29 protein-coding genes are annotated in these 22,068 nt (G+C 53.5%); 24 read left to right on the forward strand and 5 right to left on the reverse strand.

The annotated features are described in order from the left end of the window. Positions 1-39 precede the first annotated feature (39 nt). The 22 genes from BZK31_RS07645 to traN all read left to right on the forward strand — a co-directional run bounded on the left by BZK31_RS07645 (position 40) and on the right by traN (position 16,012). The gene (locus BZK31_RS07645; protein WP_083182140.1) at positions 40-750 is read left to right on the forward strand and encodes an aquaporin; all 711 of its coding nucleotides are present in this window, start codon (positions 40-42) and stop codon (positions 748-750) included. A gap of 140 nt (positions 751-890) precedes the next feature. Then, positions 891-1,436 (forward strand): arsinothricin resistance N-acetyltransferase ArsN1 family B, encoded by a 546-nt coding sequence (locus BZK31_RS07650; RefSeq protein WP_054068375.1) that lies wholly within the window; start codon positions 891-893, stop codon positions 1,434-1,436. 74 nt (positions 1,437-1,510) lie between these two features. Then, complete coding sequence (locus BZK31_RS07655; RefSeq protein ID WP_144439846.1) at positions 1,511-1,951, forward strand: DUF6957 family protein; 441 nt, start codon at positions 1,511-1,513, stop codon at positions 1,949-1,951. A 171-nt stretch (positions 1,952-2,122) separates the two neighbouring features. Beyond that, positions 2,123-2,563 (forward strand): hypothetical protein, encoded by a 441-nt coding sequence (locus BZK31_RS07660; RefSeq protein ID WP_157900711.1) that lies wholly within the window; start codon positions 2,123-2,125, stop codon positions 2,561-2,563. Between the two features lie 490 nt (positions 2,564-3,053). After that, positions 3,054-3,566: a hypothetical protein gene (locus BZK31_RS07665; RefSeq protein WP_083182142.1), complete on the forward strand. Its 513-nt coding sequence runs from the start codon at positions 3,054-3,056 to the stop codon at positions 3,564-3,566. 11 nt (positions 3,567-3,577) lie between these two features. Continuing rightward, positions 3,578-3,766 (forward strand): hypothetical protein, encoded by a 189-nt coding sequence (locus BZK31_RS07670; protein ID WP_157900712.1) that lies wholly within the window; start codon positions 3,578-3,580, stop codon positions 3,764-3,766. A 111-nt stretch (positions 3,767-3,877) separates the two neighbouring features. Further along, positions 3,878-4,261 carry a hypothetical protein gene (locus BZK31_RS07675; protein WP_157900713.1) on the forward strand — a complete coding sequence of 128 codons (384 nt, stop codon included), beginning with the start codon at positions 3,878-3,880 and terminating at the stop codon, positions 4,259-4,261. Between the two features lie 10 nt (positions 4,262-4,271). Further along, on the forward strand, positions 4,272-4,505 hold the full coding sequence (locus BZK31_RS07680) for a hypothetical protein (RefSeq protein WP_083182145.1): 234 nt from the start codon (positions 4,272-4,274) through the stop codon (positions 4,503-4,505). A 114-nt stretch (positions 4,506-4,619) separates the two neighbouring features. Further along, complete coding sequence (locus BZK31_RS07685; RefSeq protein WP_157900714.1) at positions 4,620-5,006, forward strand: hypothetical protein; 387 nt, start codon at positions 4,620-4,622, stop codon at positions 5,004-5,006. A gap of 611 nt (positions 5,007-5,617) precedes the next feature. Beyond that, the gene (locus BZK31_RS07690; RefSeq protein WP_083182243.1) at positions 5,618-5,977 is read left to right on the forward strand and encodes a hypothetical protein; all 360 of its coding nucleotides are present in this window, start codon (positions 5,618-5,620) and stop codon (positions 5,975-5,977) included. A 94-nt stretch (positions 5,978-6,071) separates the two neighbouring features. Continuing rightward, positions 6,072-7,040, forward strand: a complete 969-nt coding sequence (locus BZK31_RS07695) for an AAA family ATPase (protein ID WP_083182147.1) — start codon at positions 6,072-6,074, stop codon at positions 7,038-7,040. A gap of 76 nt (positions 7,041-7,116) precedes the next feature. Continuing rightward, positions 7,117-8,313 (forward strand): DUF3150 domain-containing protein, encoded by a 1,197-nt coding sequence (locus BZK31_RS07700; RefSeq protein WP_083182148.1) that lies wholly within the window; start codon positions 7,117-7,119, stop codon positions 8,311-8,313. Positions 8,314-8,393: 80 nt separating this feature from the next. Next, a complete protein-coding gene (locus BZK31_RS07705) occupies positions 8,394-10,208 on the forward strand; it encodes a VWA domain-containing protein (protein WP_083182149.1) in 1,815 nt (604 codons plus the stop codon). Between the two features lie 69 nt (positions 10,209-10,277). Next, positions 10,278-10,694, forward strand: coding sequence for a hypothetical protein (locus BZK31_RS07710; RefSeq protein ID WP_083182150.1), 417 nt, complete (start codon positions 10,278-10,280; stop codon positions 10,692-10,694). 73 nt (positions 10,695-10,767) lie between these two features. Continuing rightward, the gene (locus BZK31_RS07715; protein ID WP_083182151.1) at positions 10,768-11,154 is read left to right on the forward strand and encodes a hypothetical protein; all 387 of its coding nucleotides are present in this window, start codon (positions 10,768-10,770) and stop codon (positions 11,152-11,154) included. Positions 11,155-11,205: 51 nt separating this feature from the next. After that, positions 11,206-11,454, forward strand: coding sequence for a hypothetical protein (locus BZK31_RS07720; RefSeq protein ID WP_083182152.1), 249 nt, complete (start codon positions 11,206-11,208; stop codon positions 11,452-11,454). A 67-nt stretch (positions 11,455-11,521) separates the two neighbouring features. Then, a complete protein-coding gene (locus tag BZK31_RS07725; protein ID WP_083182153.1) occupies positions 11,522-11,767 on the forward strand; it encodes a hypothetical protein in 246 nt (81 codons plus the stop codon). A 397-nt stretch (positions 11,768-12,164) separates the two neighbouring features. Next, the gene (locus BZK31_RS30280) at positions 12,165-12,299 is read left to right on the forward strand and encodes a hypothetical protein (RefSeq protein ID WP_256203872.1); all 135 of its coding nucleotides are present in this window, start codon (positions 12,165-12,167) and stop codon (positions 12,297-12,299) included. Positions 12,300-12,569: 270 nt separating this feature from the next. Beyond that, the gene (locus BZK31_RS07730; protein ID WP_011077965.1) at positions 12,570-12,776 is read left to right on the forward strand and encodes a hypothetical protein; all 207 of its coding nucleotides are present in this window, start codon (positions 12,570-12,572) and stop codon (positions 12,774-12,776) included. A 1-nt stretch (position 12,777) separates the two neighbouring features. Continuing rightward, positions 12,778-12,909, forward strand: a complete 132-nt coding sequence (locus tag BZK31_RS30285; protein ID WP_011077966.1) for a hypothetical protein — start codon at positions 12,778-12,780, stop codon at positions 12,907-12,909. Positions 12,910-13,051: 142 nt separating this feature from the next. Further along, positions 13,052-13,249 carry a hypothetical protein gene (locus tag BZK31_RS07735; RefSeq protein ID WP_011077967.1) on the forward strand — a complete coding sequence of 66 codons (198 nt, stop codon included), beginning with the start codon at positions 13,052-13,054 and terminating at the stop codon, positions 13,247-13,249. Between the two features lie 141 nt (positions 13,250-13,390). Beyond that, positions 13,391-16,012, forward strand: a complete 2,622-nt coding sequence (gene traN, locus BZK31_RS07740; RefSeq protein ID WP_083182154.1) for a conjugal transfer mating pair stabilization protein TraN — start codon at positions 13,391-13,393, stop codon at positions 16,010-16,012. A gap of 47 nt (positions 16,013-16,059) precedes the next feature. Here traN and BZK31_RS07745 read toward each other — a convergent pair whose 3' ends face one another. From BZK31_RS07745 to BZK31_RS07770, 5 genes are all read right to left on the reverse strand, one after another. After that, a complete protein-coding gene (locus BZK31_RS07745; RefSeq protein WP_083182155.1) occupies positions 16,060-16,896 on the reverse strand; it encodes a hypothetical protein in 837 nt (278 codons plus the stop codon). Between the two features lie 82 nt (positions 16,897-16,978). Beyond that, the gene (locus BZK31_RS07750; RefSeq protein WP_083182156.1) at positions 16,979-17,152 is read right to left on the reverse strand and encodes a carbon storage regulator; all 174 of its coding nucleotides are present in this window, start codon (positions 17,150-17,152) and stop codon (positions 16,979-16,981) included. A gap of 10 nt (positions 17,153-17,162) precedes the next feature. Then, the gene (locus BZK31_RS07755) at positions 17,163-18,071 is read right to left on the reverse strand and encodes a ParB/RepB/Spo0J family partition protein (protein WP_083182157.1); all 909 of its coding nucleotides are present in this window, start codon (positions 18,069-18,071) and stop codon (positions 17,163-17,165) included. A gap of 409 nt (positions 18,072-18,480) precedes the next feature. Beyond that, on the reverse strand, positions 18,481-19,329 hold the full coding sequence (locus tag BZK31_RS07765) for a DsbA family protein (protein WP_083182159.1): 849 nt from the start codon (positions 19,327-19,329) through the stop codon (positions 18,481-18,483). Between the two features lie 6 nt (positions 19,330-19,335). Then, complete coding sequence (locus tag BZK31_RS07770) at positions 19,336-19,893, reverse strand: hypothetical protein (protein WP_016971278.1); 558 nt, start codon at positions 19,891-19,893, stop codon at positions 19,336-19,338. A gap of 423 nt (positions 19,894-20,316) precedes the next feature. Here BZK31_RS07770 and BZK31_RS07775 point away from each other — a divergent pair, with 423 nt between their 5' ends. Both BZK31_RS07775 and BZK31_RS07780 read left to right on the forward strand, forming a co-directional pair. Next, positions 20,317-20,832 (forward strand): single-stranded DNA-binding protein, encoded by a 516-nt coding sequence (locus tag BZK31_RS07775; protein ID WP_083182160.1) that lies wholly within the window; start codon positions 20,317-20,319, stop codon positions 20,830-20,832. Between the two features lie 67 nt (positions 20,833-20,899). Continuing rightward, positions 20,900-21,991, forward strand: coding sequence for a RecT family recombinase (locus BZK31_RS07780; protein ID WP_083182161.1), 1,092 nt, complete (start codon positions 20,900-20,902; stop codon positions 21,989-21,991). Positions 21,992-22,068: the final 77 nt, after the last annotated feature.

Raw genomic sequence — 22,068 nt, forward strand, 5'->3', positions numbered from 1 at the left:
GCCACTTCCCCTAAAATCTCTCCTCATAGAGCCTATCCAATGAGTACTTCACGGAAGATCTTGGCTGAGTTTCTCGGTACAGCAGTTCTGCTGTGCACCGTAGTTGGTTCTGGAATCATGGGTCAGCGCCTGGCGAACGGTAACGATGTGCTAGCGCTTCTTGCCAATGCGCTGGCAACTGGCGCGAGCTTGTATGTACTGATCGTGTGCTTCTCCACTTTTTCCGGTGCGCACTTCAACCCGGTGGTCTCTGTAGTCGATTATTTGCGCGGAGGACTAAGCGATAAGCAATTGGGGCCCTACGTGGCGGCTCAAACCACGGGTGCAATCTTCGGAGTATTCGCTGCGCATTTCATGTTCGAGCTGCCTGTGGTCGAATTTTCCCATCATGTTCGCACCGGGCCGTCGCAGTGGTTCAGTGAGTACCTGGCAACGTCGGGATTGGTGCTGGCAATTCTGCTGTGCGATAAATATCACAAAGCAAAAGTGCCTCAGGTGGTTGCCGCGTATGTTGTCGCAGCCTACTGGTTCACGTCCTCTACGAGCTTTGCGAATCCGGCGGTGACGATTGCTCGCGGGTTCACCGATACGTTCTCGGGGATACGGATATCAGACGTACCGCCGTTCATCATTGCGCAGTTTTTCGGTGGGTTGACGGCGCTGTTCCTGGCGAAGTTTCTCGGAGGTAAAGAGGTTGTCGTGGATATCCCGCAGCCTGGTCTCCACGAGCAGAAGCTCCCAATTCAGTGAACGGTGCTCTCTGCGCTACGTGGATGCGGAGAGTTCGTTTGAGGGAAAGTACACGGTTTTATCGCGACATTCTGAAGGGCTGAGCCTTGCATGGGTCAGCCCTTCAAACACAATTCTTCACAGGGGCAGCAAGGAAAGAAATGAATTACAACGTGAGGGTTGCCACACCCGCTGATGCCTCTGCCATCCAGGCTATCTACGCGCCAGTGGTTTTGGACACGGTCATCTCGTTCGAGCTGATACCACCGACTGTTGATGAGATGGCCGCACGAATAGCCGCAACACTGCCGACGCATCCCTATCTGGTAGCCGAGGTGGAAGGCAAGGTCGTTGGATACGCTTATGCAAGCCAGCATCGAGCGAGGGAAGCCTATCGTTGGTCGGTGGATGTCACCGTGTATGTCGACCCGGTTGTGCACCGAAACGGGGTAGGTCGTGCGCTTTATCAGCAGCTTTTACCACTTCTAGAGAAACAGGGGTTTCATGCCGCCTATGCCGGCATTGCCTTACCCAACGCGGGAAGCATAGGCATCCATGAAGCGCTCGGCTTCACCCACATTGGCACATACCCTGAGGTTGGGTTCAAGCACGGCCAGTGGCATAGCGTGGGTTATTGGCGTAAACCGCTTTGTGCTGTGACTCCGCCAATAGAAATCATCCCGTTCAGTGAGGTGGAGGGATTGTAAACGTGCAGACTGTGAGGTGACGTTGCTGCTATTCGTCGGCATTGGAACCAAGCGACCCACTGGAAGCTATGCTGATGGATGATTCTCATTCGAGTCGGTGTTTTGATCGACTGGAGGAACGAATGAATTTGGCTGGGTTTATTTCACTTCTTTCCGCGGGTGAGGAAATAGGCGGGTGCCAACTCGCGCCCTCAGATGCTGTGGCACTCGCCCATCTGCATTTTCCTTCACGTGCATATTGTCTTGTTGCTGATTGGGCAATATTGGATATGGAAGTTACAGCACGTCAGAGAAAAGCCATCGCCGATAGAGGGTTAATCCCTGCTCTGGTTTACGCTTTGACCGTTATCCAAGATAGCAAAGGCCGCTTCCCGCGTGGTGATTGGGTCAGAACAACGCTCGGGGTTTCGTTCACCCACGCTTGCTTATTTGAGACGAAAAATACGGTTTATGTGCTTATGGGAACCGGACGTAGGTTGCGCACAGATATAGACATCGCATTGAGCTTGTGCTGAAGATCGCATCTTATGCGCTCCGTCTTCATGACTGCTGCCTCTAACTGTTCGTGTCAAACTATGTTGTGAGCAGCCGGGCCCTATATTTGAAGCTCAGCCCATCTGTGTCAATCTATGTTGATGTATCTTCATCCCGAATCATCCTACAGACCCCGGTTTACGGGAGGGGTTGTGTCAAACTATGTTGTTGATAACCAGATGAACGCACAGCATAATGCTTACGTCCTGCCACTTGAGTTGCATCGAGTGCTCACAGTTGAGCGCATCTCCGTAAGCCCTACAGGAGAGCAGCCAGGGCAAGGCGCGGATTTCTATGCGTTCGTGTTCGATCTGGGCCAAGAGGACGCTGTGAACGCTTTTGGCGGCACTCCTACTGAGGCAGTAGCTAATGTCCTCTCGTTACTGGGTAAGCCCTATATGCTTGTCGATGCCGATGAGTTGAATTCGGACGCCGCTGTAGCCGCGATTCAGTTCGCCCTAAACAACGACGAAGGCATGCAGTTTTTGCGACTCTGGAACCAGGGTGATTTCGATGTGATTCACCGCGAATGGCCCGAGGCTCCCGAGGAAGTTTTCATCGGTGCCGATCCGCTGCACAGGCGTTTGAAGTAAGTAGAATGACTGGGGCATTGTAGCGCTAGAAAAGGCCATTGATTACATGCAGCGAGCCTTGGAGTGACGTGCCGAAGTGTAGTGGGTCTTCAACAGAGCCGGACGCGGTACTGCGTTCGCGAGAACCAAGAAAGGATCGGATTGCATGCAAATTAAACGGAAGTCTCTAATCATTCTACGTGCGGTAGCCCTGCTGGCTGCTTTGATGTATTTCCTTATCCCTGGCGCAGGTTACAACACACTTTTCTTAAGTGTTGTGTGGTTGTGCATAGGCGTAAATCTTTCAACAATGCTTCCCATTTGGGAAAAGTCACCCGAGCAAGGACCAAATTCAAGGTTCAAGGGTTGAGCCAGGGAGAAGTGACGGAATTCCGCGATGCGGGATGGGAAATCGAGACCGTTGTGCCTGGTACTAAACCTGGAGGTCAAGCTTACTTCCTGCACCTCATGGCTCACTACTCTGAAGGCGAGAACTGATCGAGGAAAAATTATGGACTTCAAAAATTCATCGAATGTAGCCGTGTTCACCACACTAGATGGTGTCGGCCACACGATGATCGTTGGTGGTAGTGGCAATGCCAAAAGCGCTTTGCTGATGGCAGAGGCACGCAGACGCGGAATTTCTTACGAAGAGCTGGAGAAGCAAATGCAACCTAGTCCAGAACAGATCGAAGCAGCTCGCGAGCGTGAATCGTTGGTCGAGGCTCAGGAAGCAAAATGTTTGGCTGCCGTTTGTGAAGCCTATTGGGCGAACACTCCGCTGGAGTCTTCCAGCTTGCAGCAATTGCACGACATTTTGGTTGTTACCGAGCTGGCCGAAGAGCCGACACCTGCACAGGTAAAAGCGTTGCTGTTGCATCTGCCGGCTCATGTCATCGGTCAAGGGATTGCATGGGGTTTTGAGGACACCGACGTTCGGAGTCATGTCTACGAGCACATCGAAGAAAACATGGAGGCTATTTCCGCCGCCATTCTGGCCGCAGTGCAAGAGGTCGAGAGTTGAACGAAAGCGCCATGAATCACGAAACCAATGACCTTGTGCAGCGTGCTTTGAACAGTTCCGCCAAAGCCAGCTCCCTGTTCCGCAAGCTGGCAACGAACTCGCCGCATGCCTCCCTGGAAGCCTTGGAAGAGCGTATTGCTGAGTTACAGGCTATCCGTAACGAACTGGCTGACCGTACCGGTCGCAGCGCATTGGAATAGGTACGACCAGGTACACACCAAGCCCCGGCCCTCAAAATCCGGGGCCGAGGTCGTAGAGAGAGGCGCGATTCCCGCGCCCAGTATCGAGCAGGGAAAGCGATGAAAGCTCCCATGAAACACGTACCGCTAGTTTTGGCTCTCGCATTTGCGTTGTCAGGCTGCGCCGCGTCCGTGCCGGTTGAACCTGTCCGAGTGAAGTTGCTGACTGACAATCTTGATCCCGCCAAAGGTGATCAATTGGCCTTCGAAATGCCGGGTGGGTGCGTTTTAGCTGGCTCTGTAAATGACACAAGGTTGGTGGTCATCAACCGCAAGGTTTGCCCGAGTGGGACAACGAACGTGACTATGGTCGTTCCCCTCGACAGGCAGGCCAGTTTCACGGAGGCGCAGGCCCGAAAAAACGGGGCGGCTCTTAAATGGCTCACCCAGTCGAGCCGGAACTATTACCTTTTTCCGGTTGAAGCGGCATCCGATGCCGCGTCTTTCGGGCGCTAGGAAAACGACCATGGCAACGAAAGTACAGTTCGATGAAGCAGCCCAGCGCCTGCTGGGTGAAGAGAAATTCTCCAACCTGCTCGGGTCTGGCTACTCCCGCCCGGACTTCTGTCGGGAAATTGCTCAAGACGAATTCGTCGACAATCTGTTCAGTCCGTCGACCAAACAGGCTGACCTCGATCTGATTCGCCGGGTTGCTAATCGCCTCTGGAAGGGTGATGGCGTCACTGGCCTGGACGACTGAGAAAACGCGGCGGATCTGCCGCCCAGGTACGCCCAAGCCCCGCCGTCAAAACGTGGGGCCGAGGCAGTAGAGAGGCATGGTAATCGTGCCCAGGATCGAGCAGAGAAAATGACAATGAACAACCTTCCAAACGTCGCGCCGAAATACGGCACACGGCTTGTCACTGTTACCCAGACCTTGACCGATATGGAGTGTCTCGAAGTGCCGTCCCCCGCTGCAAGCAAATTCATGTCGAGCTTGCTGCAAGAAGCAACAAGCATTTACCTTGATGAATCGCAGACTCAGCAGCTCGACCAGGTGCTGAAAAACCAGCCAGCAAAATCTGGCCTTGGCGAGTTGGACGCGGCGCTGGTCAGGTATGAAGCGTTGGCACCGTTTCGCACGGCGCTGTTAAAGGCGAGCAACCAGGGCCGCTTTGGCGCGCTGTTTGAAGGTGCTGATAGCGCTGAAAACATCGTCGGTCAGGCTCAAACCCACGTCTTTCTAAAAGACACTGAGTAGTCACGGAAAACCGGTGGTGTTCCACTTCGAAAACCGTGGGATCGATGCCCCACGGCCAAACGTAGGAAAAAACTGTGAACGACAAATTAACTATCGTAGCTTTGCTGGTCTATTGCGTGTTTGTTGCGGTGCTCGTTGTGAGAGGAGAGCTGCGGATTTGGGGGGCTGCTGTCGGTCTCTCTTTAGCCCTAGGCGTGTTTGTACTCATTTTTATCTATCCTACGAATCCCGTGTAGGTAAGAGCCGATGTCTTCCAGGCTGCGTTTTCGCTGTCCGCTTTGCTGAGGGACGGCAGATATCTGAACGCAAATTTGCGTGATCCCAGAGGGTTGCAGGGTCCCCTGTAAATAGGCATCATGGTCCTACCGAAAGGTGCGTAAGCTGCGCGCTATTGCAGCTCAAGAACCCTCACAGCCCCGATCGGGGCTGTTCAAGTAAGCATAAGTCCGTTTGACCTATGCTGCCCCCCAGAATCAACCATCCACGCATGAGCGTTGATGTTTGTCCGTGCCTTGCACGGGTCGTTAGCTGCGACTCTAATCAGCTTAAAAACCTACCCATGCGGGGAAACCCGTATGGGCTTTCTCCGCTCTGAAACTGGAGTTGAGAATATGAGCAATGCCAACGAAGTCGTTAATCTGACCAAGTTTAAAACCACCCGTGAACTCGAAGCCTTCGGGGTTCGTGATCTTACGAGCTGGAAGGAGTTTCAGGAGATTCGTAATCTTCTTTTCTTCCCGGTGTTGCCGACCAAGGAAAGTGTTGCTAAGCGCGTTGAGCGTCTTGGCGAGATTGCCCTTGCTGAAGCAACGAAGTCAGGCGCAACTACAGTTCTGGTCAGTTGCCCGCCATGGATGATGCACTCGCTGTGTGCCGAGTTGGTTTATCTCGGACTTACACCAGTCGTAAGCTTCACCAAAAAAACCAGTGAAGACAGCTTGTCTGTAATCGATCTGGTAGTTGCTGCGTAAAACCTGCACAAAATAAACCGCCCACTGGGGGAGTCTTCCCCTATGGGGATTCTCCTTTTCTTGGGCAACTGCTTTCGAGAACGGAGAATTTAAAATGCAATTCAATGCACAAGTTGAGATGAAAGAGTTCGGCTTCAATACCAACGCGAAAGCGCCTGGTTTTGCAGAAGGACACCAGTGGATGCATCACGTCGCGCCAAAGAAGAAGTATTTCTTTCGCGAGATGCTGGTCAAGCCGTTCATGAGCTGGCTCTACGCTCCGTTTGGGGATAGCTGCATGCTCCTCGGCCCGACTGGTTCGGGTAAGTCTTCGCTCGTAGAGCAAGTCACTGCCCATCTTAATTGGCCCTGCATCACCGTTTCGGCACATAGTCGGATGGAAATGCCAGAGCTTACTGGTTACAACCTGCCTGTCACTGATCCGGTGAGCGGTGACCTGAACACGAAATTTGTGGATGGGCCGCTGACCCAAGCAATGCGTAATGGGTTTGTGTTCGTGCTCGATGAGTACGACACGCTTGATCCGGCGGTAACTGTAGGTCTGCACGCTGTCATGGAGGGGAGACCCTTGGTGATTGCGGAAAACAATGGTGAGGTTGTGAAGCCTCATGCCAACTTCCGGTTTGTCGCTTGCGGCAATACGGCGGGACAGGGTGATGCATCGGGAGTACATGCTGGAACCATGCAGCAGAACCTGGCATCACTGGATCGCTTCCGAGTGTTTGAGGTTCCGTACCTTGAGGCTGATAACGAAGTAGCAACTTTGATATCTGCTTTGCCAATGCTTCCCGAAGACATGGCGAAAAATATGGTGAAGGTTGCGAACTCCATTCGTAATCAACATCAAGGGTTAGGTGGTAATTACCTAAGCGTCACGATGTCCACTCGGACATTGCTTCGTTGGGGACGTATCTCTTGTGGATACACTCACCAGGGCGCAGCTAATCCTCTTCAACTTTCACTGGATGAATCGCTGCTCAATCGCTGCGATTTAGTTCAGAAGACTGCAATTCGTAAGATCGCCCAAAGTGTCTTTGGTGGCGATTGGAAAGTTGCCGCGTAAAAAACCCTAAGGGGGAATCTCCCCCCACGGGCGCGATTCCCCCTTTTTCATGCATGTGAGAAAGGAGAATCGTGAAATGTCCATTCAACAGAATGAGATCAAAATCCTAGACCAACTGTTGTTGGTCGATCTTTCTGGTATCCACCTGTGGACTGCTCGGAAAAAGCTTAAACCTGAAATGTTGGAGGGGAAGATTCCTCCCGCAATTTTGGCTTCGCTCGGATCGATGCGTGTAATCGACCCGGAGAAGCTGAAACCGTTTGAGAAGATCAAGCGTCAGGCTACAAAGGTGGTGGAAGAGTGTGGTGTGCGGTTCCTGGGTGGTTATGCAGTTTCTCAGGACAAGATCCAAGAGGTTGTTGACCGACTGGAAGCACTCAAATCGCAATTCTACGACTTGAAACACAACTTTCTCCCCAACTACGAACGCTGGATCACAGAGTGGATCGACAAGGGCTGGGAGAAGCAAGAATGGCGTGATGCTATCCGCACCTCCGTGACACCGAAGGCGCAGGTAGATGCAGGTATGCATTTTGGGTACGCGGCATGCCGTGTTTCCCCTGATGGCGACAAGCACCTCTCTAACACGCTGGGTACGCAGGTCCGTGGTTTGTCAGATCAGCTGTACGCTGAAACGGCAGATACAGCCGAGCGCTTGCTTGAAACGGGCTTGGCTACTCGTGGCCATGTCACACAAACGACGCTGAACACTGTTCGGAAAATCAACGCCAAGCTGCGCGGCCTGATGTTCCTGTCCAGTGAGGTCAAAGCCCTAACCGAACACATTGAGGAAGTCCTTGCGGCTCTCCCCAAGTCCGGGGTGGTTAATGGCTCTCAGTACAACAGCGTTGTAGCCCTTGTGTCGGCTCTCTCTGATGAGGACTCGATCAAGCGGCTGATCAAAAACCTGAACATTGCCAACGGTCATGAAGATGCATCGATGGCCTTCGTTCCAGCATTGCCTTCAGTCGAAACAGAGGCCCAGGCCAGTGTTGAAACAGAGGCTCCAGCAGTTGAGATCGAGGCTACGGCCGAGACAGTCGCTGCTGTTGCTGTACCTGCTGCTGAAGTACCCGCGGATGCCGTAACGATGGTCGAGGAAGAGCTGAGCGCAAGCGTGGCTACTTCGAGTTGTCACGACAGCATCAACGAAGTACCAGCAACACCCGAGGTTGTTGAACCAGCTGAATCCGTTCCAGTGGAGCAGTCTGAAGAACCCCTCGTAATCAATCCGTCCGAACCCGATATGCCCTTCGGCACCTTCTGGTTCTGACATCACAAACAAACCCCGCGTGGGAGTAACCCTCCTCGCGGGGTTACTCCTTTTCGCGGTGGCGAGAAAGGAGATAAACGATGAGCAATCAATCCCTGGTCGGCACTCTGCCGATCTACGCACAGCACCTTGCCGAGCTAACTGGCGTCAAAGTGCATGTTGAGGGTATCCAGGCTAAGACAGATGGAAAAAACGTATTTGTCCCCTTCACCGAGGACGATCTGCCGCTGTCCTTCGGGTACATCGCACATGAATGCTCCCATGTCCGCAACACAGACATGGGCTGCTTTCGCGACTCAAGCCCGACACCCTTCCGCAAGAATCTTCTGAATATTCTTGAGGACATCCGCATTGAACGATTGAGCATGGATCAGTACCCAGGTACTGAGTCGGACATACGCTACCTGAACCGCAAGGTTCTGCTTGAGCCGTTCCGGCCTGAGCAGGTGGATGACTGCCCGGCGCTTCATGTGATTCATAACGGAATTCTCTACGGTGGTTACTGGCTACTTCAGGAACCGCAGCTTGAGGTTCCAGCAAAAGCCTACCTGGCCCGTATGGAGACGCTTCTTGGGGCTGACCTTACGGATCAGATCCTGACCCTGGTAAAGAACACCCTGACGTGCGCTAGCACAACAGATGTTCTCGCTCTGGTGGACGCGATTATCGACCTGCTGCCTTCGCAAGAGGATGAGCAGGAAGATGCGCAACCGCAGCCCGAGCAAGGCTCGGAGGATGCTCCCCAGGACTCGCAAGAGTCGGGTGGAGGCGACCAGGAGCAGGAGCAGAAGCAAGACGGTAGTGCGGGTCCAGGTGATGATGGCAAAGAGGAGGGGCAACCCGAATCCAAGCAGGAAACATCTGATGGAGGCCAGTCCGGCTCCGAGCCGCAAGACCAATCCCAACCAAGCGGCGGCAGCAATGCCGGCGACGATGGGCAAGAAATCTCGCAGTCCAGCAATGGCAGCGGCAAACCTTCCCCAGAAGCCAGCAACCTGCGCGAGCAGGCCAAGGATGCAACCGAAGCCGACCTGAAAGGGTTGATCTCGGAAGTAGGCGACAAAGCGGGTGAGTTGCTAGGCCGTAAGGCAGTGCGCGACGGCAATCCGATCCGACCATTCTCCCTGGATGGGAGGGGTAGGAACCGATCCGATCAAGCGAGCGTCCGCCGTGTGCAATTGGGCATCGAGCAATCGGCCGGTCTGCGACAGTGCCTTAATGGGCTGTTACAGGCGCAGGTTGACTGCCGTGTTCGGCTGAAGCGGCAGGGCAAGCGGATCGACACTGGCCGTATCGCCATGATGAAAGGCGGCGAAACGCGGGTGTTTAGAAGTAAGTCTCGAGCAGAGCGTCAGTCAGCATCTATCCAGATTCTTCTCGACAAGTCGGGGAGCATGAAAAATGCGATGGATCAGGCCGAAGCCGCAGTCTATGCGGTTCTAAGCGCGCTGGAGGGACTTCCGCTAGTGACAACTGGCGCGATGTCGTTTCCCAACAAGACGAACGATGGTGTTGAGCGCTGCGCACTGATCAAGAGCCCGAAAGAGCGATTGATCAGGGCGGTGAGCGAAGGTGGCTTTGGTGCGATGTCGGAGGGCGGTACGCCTCTTGCGCAAGCACTGTGGCCGGCTGCCGTTGAAGTTCTTCGTGCGAAGGGCGAGAAGAAGATTCTTTTCGTCATTACGGATGGTGGACCGAACGCAGGCACTACTCATGCAGCGAAAGAGTTTATTCAGCGGTGTGAGATCAGCGGCATCGATGTAATTGGGCTTGGTTTCGGAGATGCTAACGAGCAAATCCTGAAGCTGCTGTTCAATCAATACTGTGCTGTCGGGGAGGTTGCGAATCTCAAGAACTCGCTCTTTGGGCTTGTTCGCGAAGCATTAGCCGCCTGATAAATAACCATTCAACCCACTAGGGGCTTTCCCTAGTGGGAGGCCTCTGTCGGTTTGATGAGGTCTGAAATGGAAAATACTGCGACTGCATTGCCCCTACTAGATTTGTTCGGGGAGCAAGTAATTATTCAGCGCCGCTCATTTGAGCGGAGACCACGGAGAAAGGTGAGCCCTGCGCGAATCTTTCAACTTGGATTTCTCGACATCTTAGAGATGTCTGACGCTGAGTTAGAGGCCCTGCGGACACGAGACGAAATCACAGATGATTACGTTGAGTGGATGCGCGAGTACCTGCTGAAAATCACGCTGAGGCAGATCATTCACCCTCAGGTCAGTGAGCAGAATTGGCGCGAAGCAATGGATTGGGTGCTTTCGGACGAAATTCATCCGTTCAGCTTCCGAGTCTGCTGCGAAGCAATGATGTGCGACTTCGAAGATGTTCGCGCTACTACATTGAAAATCGCAGCCAAAGAACTGTTTAAGTAAATAGAAGCCCGATAGGGGGAAAGCCCCCTACGGGCTTTCTCCCTTTCTACGTTTCGTGGAAAAGGAGAATCAGATGAATGCATATAGGGATGCCCAGGCAGGCGAAGCCAGGACGTTCGTTACTCGCAACGATCAGTGGGTCAAGTTAGTTGAGAGGCTGCTGAAGCGCGCTGCTGGAGTTCTCGTCGAGAAGGTTTGCCGCAAAGCTATGGCGGAAAATGAACTCCTGGTTGTGAAGCATGCGGTTGAGCGTAACGAACTGTACAACGTGTTCAGTATTGTTCGTCCAGCTGCTGATCAGATGCTACGTGTAGATAGCACGAGCATTTACTGGGACTGGATAGTCGCCTTCGGCAGCTATTCGGACGCGGTTGGCTCTTGCTGGCCATACATGAGCCAAGAGCGTAGAGCTTACGCTCTGATTCGCGCTGAAGAGCTGGCCAACGAAATCTGCAAATAACCCTACCGGGGGAACCCCGGCGGGGTTTCTCCATGCCAATGGAGATGAAAAATGCACCGATTTGTTGAAGAAAAGATGGCAAAAGTCGCGCCTGTTCCATGCGACTTCATCCTTGGCGATACCGTCACGGTCACAAATGGGTACGCAGTCGAGATCCAGGGTAAGAAGATCTTGGGATTCGTCCGCGAGATCGATCCTGAGTTTCGACCTGAAGCTTTCATTTACCTGGACTGGGACTGCTATTGGTTCCCGGTATCAGCGGATAAATTGAAGCTCGAAGGCCGAGACTTCACGGTTTAATCAAACCACCCAAAGGGGGAGAAATCCCCCTCGGGGCTTCTTCCTGCACGCATGTATGGAGAAGTTGATGAACGCGATCCTCGAAGCTGCTCGTTTGCAAGGTCAGGCCTCGATAAACCGCAAAGCCTGGGTAACCAAAGGGAGCACAAAGGTTCACCTATGGGAGCTGTCATCAGGGGGAGTCATCCTCCTGAAGCACTCGCAGGGCGAAGGTTTTTACCAGCCGATAAAGCTGGAGGAACCAATGGAGATGGTTGTTGACCGCTTCCGAAATAAACGCGGCCACAGGGTGTTCTCACCTAGTGGGCTATGAGTGTGAAAGGGTGGCCTACGGGTCACCCTTTTTTTGTTTCAGCGTCTTGTTAAAGGGCGTCGGTTTGGTATCATCGCCGGCATAGAGCGGGCTTCAGGTCGAGCTCTCAAGAACCCTTCCAGCACAGAGACCTCTGTGCTTAGAACTTAGCGCCATGCATGAGCATGTCCGCCAAGACCTGAAACGTGTATGCGTTCAGGCAGTGTTCTCATCATGTCTGTGATGAGTCACAAAAAAGCAGAGCCACGCTTTCAAACCGGCTTAAAAATAGCACTCAAATAATCGGCGTCCAGGCAACTGGATATCGGTCTTTTTGCGTGCATAAAAACCCGCAGCGGGGAGATTACTTCCCGCCAGGGTGGCTCTCCGTCTGCATCCTTTGCTATCGGAGAACACCATGAAAACTCTTATCGTCCTTACCGCTCTTGTTGTTGGTGGCATTCAACTTGGCTTAAAGGCTTTCGATTCCGGCGTTGCAACTGCTCAGCAGTCTCACACCGCAGAAATGATCAAGGCGCGTCATTCGCTTTGATTCAATAAGGCTCTTGGCAAACTACTTTCAGTTCACTGGAGGTCATTGCTCCATAAGAGGTCTTTCCGATGTTTCATGTAAACGCAATTGACGCTGTTCGCAGCGCAACATCGTTGGCAGAAGAATCGAAATGTGCCTATGCGATTTATTCGCAGGCAAATGGCTTTATTGTTGTTCTACTGACTCAGCCGAACGGCTTGGAGTTGGAAATAATTAAACCCTGACGGGGAATCCCGTTGGGGCTCCTCGTCTTTTTGAGGAGTAAAAAAGATGTACAAAAAAATTCTATTCGACTGGATTAAGGCTTCACTTATGGGCGTTGGCTGTAGCTTGTTGGCAGCCGCTTTTGTCTCCATCGTTACACCAGGAACGCATCCGCTTGTCGTATCGTTCTGTCTGGTGCTTGGCGTGGTAATGATGATCGCCGATTTGGTGGTATCCTTGATTACAGCGATGAGCAATCCGAAAGGAGAATGAAATGGACTCGATGCAGATGCTTGTTTACGCAATCGTAGGCGTGGTCAGCGTTTTGGCCCTAACCGGCGTTATCGGTTATGTGGTTGCTGATCGTCTCGACAAGAAGCACGGCACCAACATCAAGGCCCACTGAGCCATCCCTTAGGGGTTTGCCCAGTGAACGGATTCAAGTCTAGCTTCGGCTAGGCCGCTGCGTGGTCACCCTCCGTGGGTGATCCACCAGAGCCCTTCCGTGTGAAGGGCTCTGGGGATCACCCACACCAGGAGAGTTGAACATGACCGCAGCAAACGCACTATTCTGCCAAGAACTCAAAGAACTCATGGTTGAGTCTGGTCGGGTGTTCAAGGTCCCCGAGCAGATCGCCAGAACTGTTTCATCCTCTGATCCGGATACCCGGTTCGTCAAATCATGGGCGGTGATTCATCGCTTGATCCCGAGTGATGGCCAGGTCTTAGTAGTGCCTCAGGCATGATCAAAAACATAGCGAGCCCCGGCCGGTGTCACCACCAGCCGGGGCTTTGCTTTTTCAGGCGGTTTTATTGCCTGAAACCGCGCCATCGTGTTTGCCCCTTGCCATAGCATCGAAGCATCCCTATTTCTGGACATGCGATCGATGCGACAACCACTCAAAACCACGCTCATGCGCCTGGTCAACGCGACCGTCATAGGCCTATATCTCAACAGCATGACCTTCACTGCTTGGGCCGACGCGGTGACCGCAGGTTCGGCTGCTGGCCAGTCGGTTGGCCAGCAGGCACTTCAGGTGTTTGACGGTGGGAATGCCTCCGTAACTCTCCAGGACCTTTTTCCTGACGCCGGCGATACAGTCTCGCTAGAGAAGGTCTACGGCGACGATTCGAAGACGATTGATCTCGGGTTGCAGGCCAATACCCGCCTCAAATCGGAATCTTCATCTGAGGGGGAGGCATACAGAACGCTTATCGACAGCGGAAATCGCATGTCTGTAGATCTGTCAAAAGACCCTATGCTCAACCAGGCCGATAAGGTCCGCTCGCCCGACTTCATGGATGGGTTTAAGCAAAACTTCTCAGATTGCAAATCCACCGATGTATTCGAGAACGTTACTAAAAACGCTCACGTTGCCAACTACAAAACGTGCGAGCGTGTGGTGGATCAAGGCGGTAATGTTGAGTTTCGTCATGACTACAAGGTGGGGGTAATCGAGTACGTTTCCGGGCAGCCTAACTTTCAGTCCTGTGGCCGCGGCTGTTTGTATGTCTGGGTTGGCACGGTCGGCGACAACTACTGGGGCGGGAACTGCAAAATCTACGAGGAATACACCCGGTTCCGCGTAATAGCCAAGGACGCCATCATCTCAGCCACGATTGACAGGGCTGTGTTCGATGACTATTTCCAAATCCTGTTCAATGACCAGATGCTGTGGACGCACTCACCTGGTGTTTTTCCTCCAGAGACACCTGGAGCGTGTGAGCGCGGAACAAGCTGGAACGTAGCTCCAAACACGGTGATCACTGACAAGTTTGGAAGTAATGACGATGTTATCACCTTCAAAACCCGTACCTCGGTCACCGGTGGTGGTGAAGGTTACGCCCGCATCAAAATCATCTATGACCCGGCAAAGGCATTCGTCGATAACGGTTGGGGGCCGGAAGAACGCCTGCCTATGTTCGACATGATCGAGGATGGATTCTGCACCAACGCCCAGATGTCGTGCACGTCTATGCCGGCAGTCGATGCTAGTGGCTGTACAGAAACCAATGGAGTTCGTCTCTGTCGCTCAGACATGCCGCCATCCCCGCATTCGAGTATCGATCCGCTTTGCCTGAAGGCGCAGGTAAGCGCCGAGTGCTCCTACTACAAGGGAAATATGGATTGCTACACGGACGCCAAGGGCGTTCAGCGGTGCCCTTCAAATGATGGCGGGAACCTGAACACCTGCACCCAGTACGAGAAAAATCCCAGCTGCGGTTTTATCTCCCAAGGCTGTATTAATGGCGCAAAAGGGGAAACTGGATCTTGCTACGCCTTCGAGGAGGTCTGGGACTGCGGTTATGACACCAGCTACGAAACCATCGTGAACACAGGAGCGCAGATTGAGTGTCCTGGTGGGGCGCGCTGCATGGGTAGCGAGTGCTTCGATACGTCGAACACGAAGAGCGGCGATTTTGCCTACGCCGTGGCCATGCTTCAGGTCGCCCAGTTTGCTGAGCACGATTTGGACTGCGGTGGTGATGGTACCGATATCAATCAGGCCAATGACTGCAAAGTGTTCAAGGGAGAGGCTATGGAGTGCAAGAAAGCACTCGGAGGCTACGTCGATTGCTGTGAAGCGCCAGAAAGCGTATCCATCTTCGACTATGTGAACCTGACGATGAACACGCTCAAGATGACCAGCTCGCTGGAAGCGCTGAACAGAACGGGTAGCCTGTTTGCGCCCGGATACTGGGCTGCGGGAAGTAACGCTGTGATGGCTGCTGGTACTTCGGTCGTGAAGGGGCAGTGGGGGTCAATCGTGGATGCTGCGACAGGTGCATTCGAGAAGACGCTCAGCGGCACCCTTGAGCAGACAGCCTTGAGCAAGTTGCAAACCTGGCTCATGCAACAGGCATATGACGCCATGGTGGATATGGGAGCAACCGCGGCAGCTGATGCTGTGTTTGCAACGGGGGCCGATGGCGCAGTAACTGGTCTTGGTGCAAACGCTGCGATGGTGGTCAATATCATCGGCTGGGTTTATATGGTCTACGTGATCGTAGATCTGCTGATCAATATCATTTGGGAATGCGAAGAGAAAGAATTCGAGCTGGGGGCGAAAAAGGAAACCCGACAATGCCATTTTGTTGGCAGCTACTGCGCTTCCGAAGTGCTTGGCTCTTGCGTTGAAAAGCGCGAGTCGTATTGCTGCTTTGGCTCAGTTGTAGCGAGGATCATTCAGGAGTCGGCTCGTGAACAGCTAGGGTTGGGATGGGGAGAGGTGAAAACCCCGACTTGCGAGGGGATTACACCGGATCAGCTGGGCAAAATGGACTGGGCGCGTGTGGATCTGTCCGAGTGGATTGGCATGTTGAATCTCGCAGGCCGGCTACCCACTGCTTCGACTGTTTCTCTTGAAGATGTAACGGGAAGCGGTAGCGGCTTGGGACAGTTTTCTGAAGGAACCAAACGCCTGAACACGCTGGATCGCAACCTGGAGCGATTGGAAGGTTTCGACGTCGACGCGGTGAAGAAACAGTATGAACTCGATATGAAGTGATCAAGCAATAAAAAGCCCCGCAGTGCGGGGCTTTTTTTATTGCTGACTTATTTGCCGACGAAGTATTTGGCCTCGCCCCGGTTGAAAATTGCCGCGGGAATTGAGTTCTTCCGGAGCTTCTGGCCTGGATGGTAGATGTAGACCCAATCCGGTAGGTAGCGTGATGCGAGCAGCATGGCTTCAGATGCCGTCATGTCGTTTTTTGAGGCATCGAGGATGAATTGATTGTCCCGAATAAAGATAGGCCCGTATGCAGTGGCCGACTTCACAAAGTCAGGTGCTGGGGCGGCGTTGTCAGTGAACGGGATAGGACGTTCAGCGTAGCTATCAGCCAACGAAGCATAGGCACGGGAATGGCCATCTGGGTACTTACCAACATGCATTGGTAGCTTCGACATCCCTTTTCCAAACGCCTTCTTGCGTGCTTCCTCTACCTTCTTGAGGGCGAGTGCAGATGCCTCTTCAGGGGAGGACGCCTTATCAGCCGGCACCCAAGCCACGACCTGAGTTGCGTGCGCAGGGTCACTTGACCCGCCAAGCATCATAAGGCCGAGGCTTACGCTTGCAGCAGCTCCACCACTAAAGCCGCTTGGCGGTGCCGCGAGACTGACGCCGGCAATCGCAGCATCAGCGCCTGCTGTCCCGCTGGTGCGGCCTGGTGCTGAATTGGCGAATGTCTCAGCCATTTCACGCGGCACGTCGCGCTGGCCAGAAATCTTCATGGCAGTCAAAACTTGCATCGCATCGGACCATTTTTCTTTCGGTACAGTCTGCGGATCAGGCAGCTGCACGGAGGGGGCCTTGGGCGAAGAAGAGCACCCAACCAAAAGGGCAACAGCTGCGGCGAGAAGCCCGGTGCGGATCGTGATACTGCGGTTCTTCATGGTGAAACTCCTTTTTTCCGATAGCCATAGGTTACCGTCTTCGGCGGTGATCCCAAGCGAAGTCGAACGACTTACTATGTGATCAGGGTGTTTTTTCGATCTGCATGCGCTGGTAGATCTCTTCGCGGTAGATCTTCACCTCTTTCGGCGCTTCAAACGCCAATCTGACTGTACCGTTTGCAGCCTTTGTGACGATCACCTGTATGTCGTTGCCGAGACGAATCGACTCCCCTACCTTGCGCTCAATGTGCAGCATTACCGCCTCCTCAGGCTTCAGCCGTGTTCTGACTGGCCTCATACTTCTCCAGGATCTTCAGCAGCGACTCCGCCGCCTTCGAGTCAAGCCGCAACTCATGCTGCGCATCGCCCCCGGACTTGAGTTGATCACGCAGGCTTCCTGTAAGGCCGCTCAGTGCGCTGAACGCACTCATTGCCTCCTTAGGTGTCACCTTGAACTTGCCCAGGGCCTTATTGGCGTCCGAGCCCGTTGCGCGGGTACGGCCGGAGGCCTTAGCCCCCTCGATCATCCCCAGCAGCTTTGGATACGGGTCTTGCCCAGTTCCTCGCAGCTCCACCAGAACATCGATGACGGGAGACGCTTTAATTGCCCCCTCGCGAACGAGTTGTTTGACGTTCTCCTCTGCGTTGGCGAGAAGCAGCAGTCGCTCAACATGAGTGATGCTTTTGTTCATGCGATCGGCGATCTGGGCTGGACTCCAGTTTTGCCCGGCCAGGCGCTTGTAGCCTTCTCCACGTTCCAGCGGCAGCAGCTCTTTGCCTTCGCTGGTCTTGATCATCATCACAACAGCGTCGGACTGATTTCCTTTGAACTCGTTGACCATCAGGCCTGGAAGATTTGCACCGCGCCCATCTGCGATGCGCGCGCCAGTAAGGCGATGGTGACCTTCTCGGATCACGAGGCGAGGGTTGCCGTCGATGATCTTCAGTTCTGCTACGACTGGAGGCACATACAGGCCCTGCTCATAAGACTTGGCGAAGCCTTCGGCGTGGTCTGGGTCGATGGGCCTCAGATTGAAGCCTTCTTCAATTGCAAACCAGTCAAGCGGTGCAATGTAGATGTTGTTGCGAATCATCTGTTCGTCGCGTGGAACACCAGTTTTCTTCAGGTGTTCGTCCAACTGGCGAAACGATGCAATGCGTGGTAGATCGGTCATGGTGTATCTCCCTGATACGTTCGTTGAGGTCGTGCTCAGTTCATCACTGCTCTGGAATATCCCAAGCACAAGAAAAACCCCGCCGGGGCGGGGTTGGAGTTATCGACTCACGGGTGGTGAATTCGGGAAACGACCAAGCCTTTCCTCAAATACGAGCCGGCTATGACCACAATCCCAGAGGGAGAACATAAGTCCTGTACTCATGTCCGCGGCCATAAAATCCTCTCCGTTTGGAATGAGGCTGTATCCGTTGGCTGAGATGAGATCGAAAACCTCATCCCAGGTACTGGCCCCGCGAAGCGCCTGGAAAAGGCCGGCTCTACCTTCAAGCTGCTGGGTCATAGCCACGCGAGCGCTATAAAGCGAACGACAGCCGCCGGAATCTAGCTGGTCGGCCCATTCACCAAGCCTATTGAGCACCGATCTCATTGACCGCGCCCTCAGCAGGGGTATCTAGCTTGTCTTGGTTGGGAGCCTCGTCGCGCATTTTGACCAACTGCTGCATGGTCTGGAGTAGCACCTGTGTGCTTTGCGCACCCTTCACCAGCAGTTTGTTGCCTGTGAGGTTGTCGACTACAACCGTTGCTGGCGTGCCGGTGACGCCCATGTTCGTGCCTTTCTTCACCTGACCCTCGATCAGGGCTTGGTATTTACCGCTTTCCATACACTGGCGATAGGCATCAAGGGGAGCACCGACCTCCTGAGCAAGACGCTCTACATCTTCGACACCTTGGCCATTGAGTTGAGTGCGTGCAAACCATTCGCCAGTAAACGCCCAGAAGGCTTTGTTGCCGGCGACCTCTCCCACGCACTCAGATGCGTGAGCTGCCACTTCGGCGACAGGGTTGTGGAAAGCTAGGGGGTAGTGCTGCCATTCCCAGTTAATACGTCCTTCGGACTTGTCAGCCATCTGCTTTGGGGTGTCATGGAAGCGCTTGCAATACGGGCATTCCAGGTCGCTGAACTCGACCAGGGTAAATTGTGCATCCATGCTGCCGTAGATATGCCGCCCTTCAATGCTGGTGTCAGCTGCACCGCTCCAATTCGAGAGGATTTTCGCTTTCGCTGCGTTGATCTTCGCGATCTCGCGATCCTTGAGAGTTTTGTCGACGGCTCCTGGCAGCTGCTCAACGAGGGCTTTATTCACTGCCATGTCGGTGTAGCTCTGACCCATGTAGACAGAGGCGCCCACAGCAACGGCAGAGGTCAAGATGGAAACACCAATGGCTGTGGCAAGGGTGGGATTGAATTTAGGCATGGCTGATCACTTATAGGAGGGGGGAAGAGACGGTTTCAGGTGAAGAGGGACATCCTTCGGGGTGCCTTCGACGAGAATCACCCACTCCTCGTAGCTCAAACGCTGAGCCCCTTTGCAGAGCTTGTTCCGAACGGCGATATAGTCGTCGACCGTACCGGCCGCGTTGGCCAAGGTGACGATGCGCTCGCTTGCCGCGGGTTGGCCGATAGCGAACGCCTGCGCCACATTTGTAGAATCAGCACAGTTATCCTGGAACATGGCCGAGGGGACCGCAACGCTATCGTTCGTTGGAGGACGTGCTTGCAGCTCTGGATGCAGCTTGCCGGCAGGTGTCTCGAGAACATCGAGGCTGCCAAGAACATGTTGATAGGTTGGCTTTCGCAACGCTGCACCGCCTCGGCCCGTATGTCCCCAGCTGGTGTGGTATTCACGCATGTCGGGCTCGTAGCTTGCGACCTCGAATGGTGTGCCTGGGTTAGGGGGTTCTGGCTTGTTGGCACAACCCGCTGTGATCGCCAAGCCAATGGCCAGGCTTAGCGGCAGGAGAGATTTAAGGTGGTGCATGGTTGATCCTCTGAGGCTGGTAAGGATCATTTTCCTCCGTACAGATGAGGGGATGGCCCGTTTTCAGGACGAAAAAGCGACTGAAAAAACGTTGGTAAAAAACACGCTTGCCAATGGATTCTGCTTGTTGCAGACTTCCTATCACGTCGAGTAGCTCGGCGTTATAAATTCGGATTGCAGGCCTTGCAGTCCATCTCTCAGGCCCAGCGCCTCATGGTTGAATCTCAACCATCATGAATTCCCAGATTAAGTCAGCCCACATGTGTGGACTGATTTAGTCATGCGCTTCGTCGCATGGTCGGCTTGTTGGCCGTCTCAAAAGTACAACCAAAAACCCATGAAAAACCAAACCCCAACGGGGCTGCTATTGCCCCCGTATTGGGGTAATGCCGCCCCGTAGTTCTATCTAAAAGGAGAAATACTATGGCCCGCGGCGTAAATAAAGTGATCTTGGTTGGTACCTGTGGTCAAGATCCAGAAACTCGCTACTTACCTAACGGTAATGCAGTAACCAATCTCAGCCTTGCAACAAGTGAGCAGTGGACAGACAAACAGACGGGACAGAAAGTCGAAAAGACCGAATGGCACCGTGTTTCATTGTTTGGGAAAGTCGCTGAAATCGCTGGTGAGTATTTGCGGAAAGGATCGCAGGTATACATCGAAGGTAAGCTTCAAACACGAGAGTGGGAAAAAGACGGTATCAAACGGTACACCACCGAAATTATCGTCGACATGCAGGGCAAAATGCAGCTCCTGGGTGGTAGGCCAGAGCGCGACACCTCTCAAGGGCAACCCCGTGAGCAGCGTCCGCAACAGCAACAACAACGTCCTAGTCAGTCACCACGCGATCCTGCTCCACAGCATGATCAGCATTTTGACAGCTTCGACGACGACATCCCTTTTGCCCCTATTAGCCGTTTGCTTCTAAACATCATCTAATCAGGCAGAAGTCAGTCAAGAATTAACGCACCTCCGGGTGCGTTTTCTTTTTAGAAAGGAAAAAGAAATGAGCGATAACTTCCAAAACGCAGTTGCAATTATTGCGAAGCAAGAAGAAAAGTTCATCAAGCTAGTGGAGTCGTCGAAGACTGACGTGATGTTCAAAAATGAACTGCTGTTTGCATCGCAGGCCATGATGAACAACGACTATCTGTGCAAGTGCGCTACGACTAACCCGCTAAGCCTTAGAAATGCGTTTAGCCAGGTTGCGGCATACGGATTGACTCTTAATCAATCCCGACAGCTCGCGTACTTGGTGCCCCGAGACGGGCAGGTGGTTTTGGACGTGTCCTGGAGGGGCATGGTCAAGGTCGCTGTGAACGACGGTGCGATCCGTGATTGCATCGTTGAATTGGTCTACTCGAAAGACAAGTTCGAGTACAGAGGGAAGCGACAAAGCCCGACCCATACGTTCAACCCCTTCGATAAGAAGGCTGATCGTGGGGAGTTTGTAGGTTGCTACGTCGAAGCTCTTCTGCCTGATGGCCGTGTTCACGTTGAGGCGGTTACCGCTGATGAAATCAATGCTGCTCGCGATGCTTCGGAGCTGTGGAAACGTAAGAAGAAAGGCCCTTGGGTCGACTTCGAAGATTCCATGCGCAAGAAGTCGGCCATCAAGATCGCAAGGAAATACTGGCCTCAGACTGGCTCAAAGCTGGACGGAGTGATTCAGTATCTCAATACAGACGCTGGTGAAGGGTTCTCTTCAAACGATGTACCAGTTGAGGTTGTTGAGCGATACATGGGCACTGCTGATGTCGTGGAACCTGAACCGTTGCCTACCTCTAACCAGGTTGATCAGGAGCCGGCACCAGCCGCTCAGCCCGAACAGGCGGCTAATCCAAAGGTTGCAGATCCTGCCCCGGCAGGTGACGTGATTGAAGGTGAAGTTGTTCGTGACGGTAGCCAAGTTCCGCCCCCTGCTGATCTGCCTAAGAAGACGATCAACAAGGTTGCGGAAGTCGTTCGGCGTGCCCGTGCTGCCAATTGCTGGGAACCTGCTTTCGAGTACGTCTCTACATGGCCTGTAGTTGCTCGGGATTACGCTGTAACTCAGTTGAAATCTGCGCAGTACGTTGCTCAGTCGCAAGGCGAGTGACGGTAAAAAACGCTTTGAGGGGCCTTTTTTGCATAGGGCGCTTCGAACTGACCACAACCCTACGGGGCTTCCCCGTA

Origin of the sequence: Pseudomonas floridensis, assembly GCF_002087235.1 — a bacterium.
Taxonomy (GTDB): Bacteria; Pseudomonadota; Gammaproteobacteria; order Pseudomonadales; family Pseudomonadaceae; genus Aquipseudomonas; species Aquipseudomonas floridensis.

Bases quoted from the DNA above. Each gene is read 5' to 3' on its own strand.
- BZK31_RS07670 (WP_157900712.1), top strand. From the start codon at position 3,578: ATGAATCACGAAACCAATGACCTTGTGCAGCGTGCTTTGAACAGTTCC.
- BZK31_RS07750 (WP_083182156.1), bottom strand. From the start codon at position 17,152: ATGCTGCACATTGAGCGCAAGGTAGGGGAGTCGATTCGTCTCGGCAAC.
- BZK31_RS07645 (WP_083182140.1), top strand. From the start codon at position 40: ATGAGTACTTCACGGAAGATCTTGGCTGAGTTTCTCGGTACAGCAGTT.
- BZK31_RS07755 (WP_083182157.1), bottom strand. From the start codon at position 18,071: ATGACCGATCTACCACGCATTGCATCGTTTCGCCAGTTGGACGAACAC.
- BZK31_RS07685 (WP_157900714.1), top strand. From the start codon at position 4,620: ATGAACAACCTTCCAAACGTCGCGCCGAAATACGGCACACGGCTTGTC.
- BZK31_RS30285 (WP_011077966.1), top strand. From the start codon at position 12,778: ATGGACTCGATGCAGATGCTTGTTTACGCAATCGTAGGCGTGGTCAGC.
- BZK31_RS07665 (WP_083182142.1), top strand. From the start codon at position 3,054: ATGGACTTCAAAAATTCATCGAATGTAGCCGTGTTCACCACACTAGAT.
- BZK31_RS07770 (WP_016971278.1), bottom strand. From the start codon at position 19,893: ATGCACCACCTTAAATCTCTCCTGCCGCTAAGCCTGGCCATTGGCTTG.
- BZK31_RS07715 (WP_083182151.1), top strand. From the start codon at position 10,768: ATGAATGCATATAGGGATGCCCAGGCAGGCGAAGCCAGGACGTTCGTT.
- BZK31_RS07695 (WP_083182147.1), top strand. From the start codon at position 6,072: ATGCAATTCAATGCACAAGTTGAGATGAAAGAGTTCGGCTTCAATACC.
- BZK31_RS07705 (WP_083182149.1), top strand. From the start codon at position 8,394: ATGAGCAATCAATCCCTGGTCGGCACTCTGCCGATCTACGCACAGCAC.
- BZK31_RS07710 (WP_083182150.1), top strand. From the start codon at position 10,278: ATGGAAAATACTGCGACTGCATTGCCCCTACTAGATTTGTTCGGGGAG.
- BZK31_RS07735 (WP_011077967.1), top strand. From the start codon at position 13,052: ATGACCGCAGCAAACGCACTATTCTGCCAAGAACTCAAAGAACTCATG.
- BZK31_RS07775 (WP_083182160.1), top strand. From the start codon at position 20,317: ATGGCCCGCGGCGTAAATAAAGTGATCTTGGTTGGTACCTGTGGTCAA.
- BZK31_RS07650 (WP_054068375.1), top strand. From the start codon at position 891: ATGAATTACAACGTGAGGGTTGCCACACCCGCTGATGCCTCTGCCATC.
- traN (WP_083182154.1), top strand. From the start codon at position 13,391: ATGCGACAACCACTCAAAACCACGCTCATGCGCCTGGTCAACGCGACC.
- BZK31_RS07725 (WP_083182153.1), top strand. From the start codon at position 11,522: ATGAACGCGATCCTCGAAGCTGCTCGTTTGCAAGGTCAGGCCTCGATA.
- BZK31_RS07675 (WP_157900713.1), top strand. From the start codon at position 3,878: ATGAAACACGTACCGCTAGTTTTGGCTCTCGCATTTGCGTTGTCAGGC.
- BZK31_RS07745 (WP_083182155.1), bottom strand. From the start codon at position 16,896: ATGAAGAACCGCAGTATCACGATCCGCACCGGGCTTCTCGCCGCAGCT.
- BZK31_RS07690 (WP_083182243.1), top strand. From the start codon at position 5,618: ATGAGCAATGCCAACGAAGTCGTTAATCTGACCAAGTTTAAAACCACC.
- BZK31_RS07700 (WP_083182148.1), top strand. From the start codon at position 7,117: ATGTCCATTCAACAGAATGAGATCAAAATCCTAGACCAACTGTTGTTG.
- BZK31_RS07680 (WP_083182145.1), top strand. From the start codon at position 4,272: ATGGCAACGAAAGTACAGTTCGATGAAGCAGCCCAGCGCCTGCTGGGT.
- BZK31_RS07655 (WP_144439846.1), top strand. From the start codon at position 1,511: ATGGATGATTCTCATTCGAGTCGGTGTTTTGATCGACTGGAGGAACGA.
- BZK31_RS07765 (WP_083182159.1), bottom strand. From the start codon at position 19,329: ATGCCTAAATTCAATCCCACCCTTGCCACAGCCATTGGTGTTTCCATC.
- BZK31_RS07720 (WP_083182152.1), top strand. From the start codon at position 11,206: ATGCACCGATTTGTTGAAGAAAAGATGGCAAAAGTCGCGCCTGTTCCA.
- BZK31_RS07780 (WP_083182161.1), top strand. From the start codon at position 20,900: ATGAGCGATAACTTCCAAAACGCAGTTGCAATTATTGCGAAGCAAGAA.
- BZK31_RS30280 (WP_256203872.1), top strand. From the start codon at position 12,165: ATGAAAACTCTTATCGTCCTTACCGCTCTTGTTGTTGGTGGCATTCAA.
- BZK31_RS07730 (WP_011077965.1), top strand. From the start codon at position 12,570: ATGTACAAAAAAATTCTATTCGACTGGATTAAGGCTTCACTTATGGGC.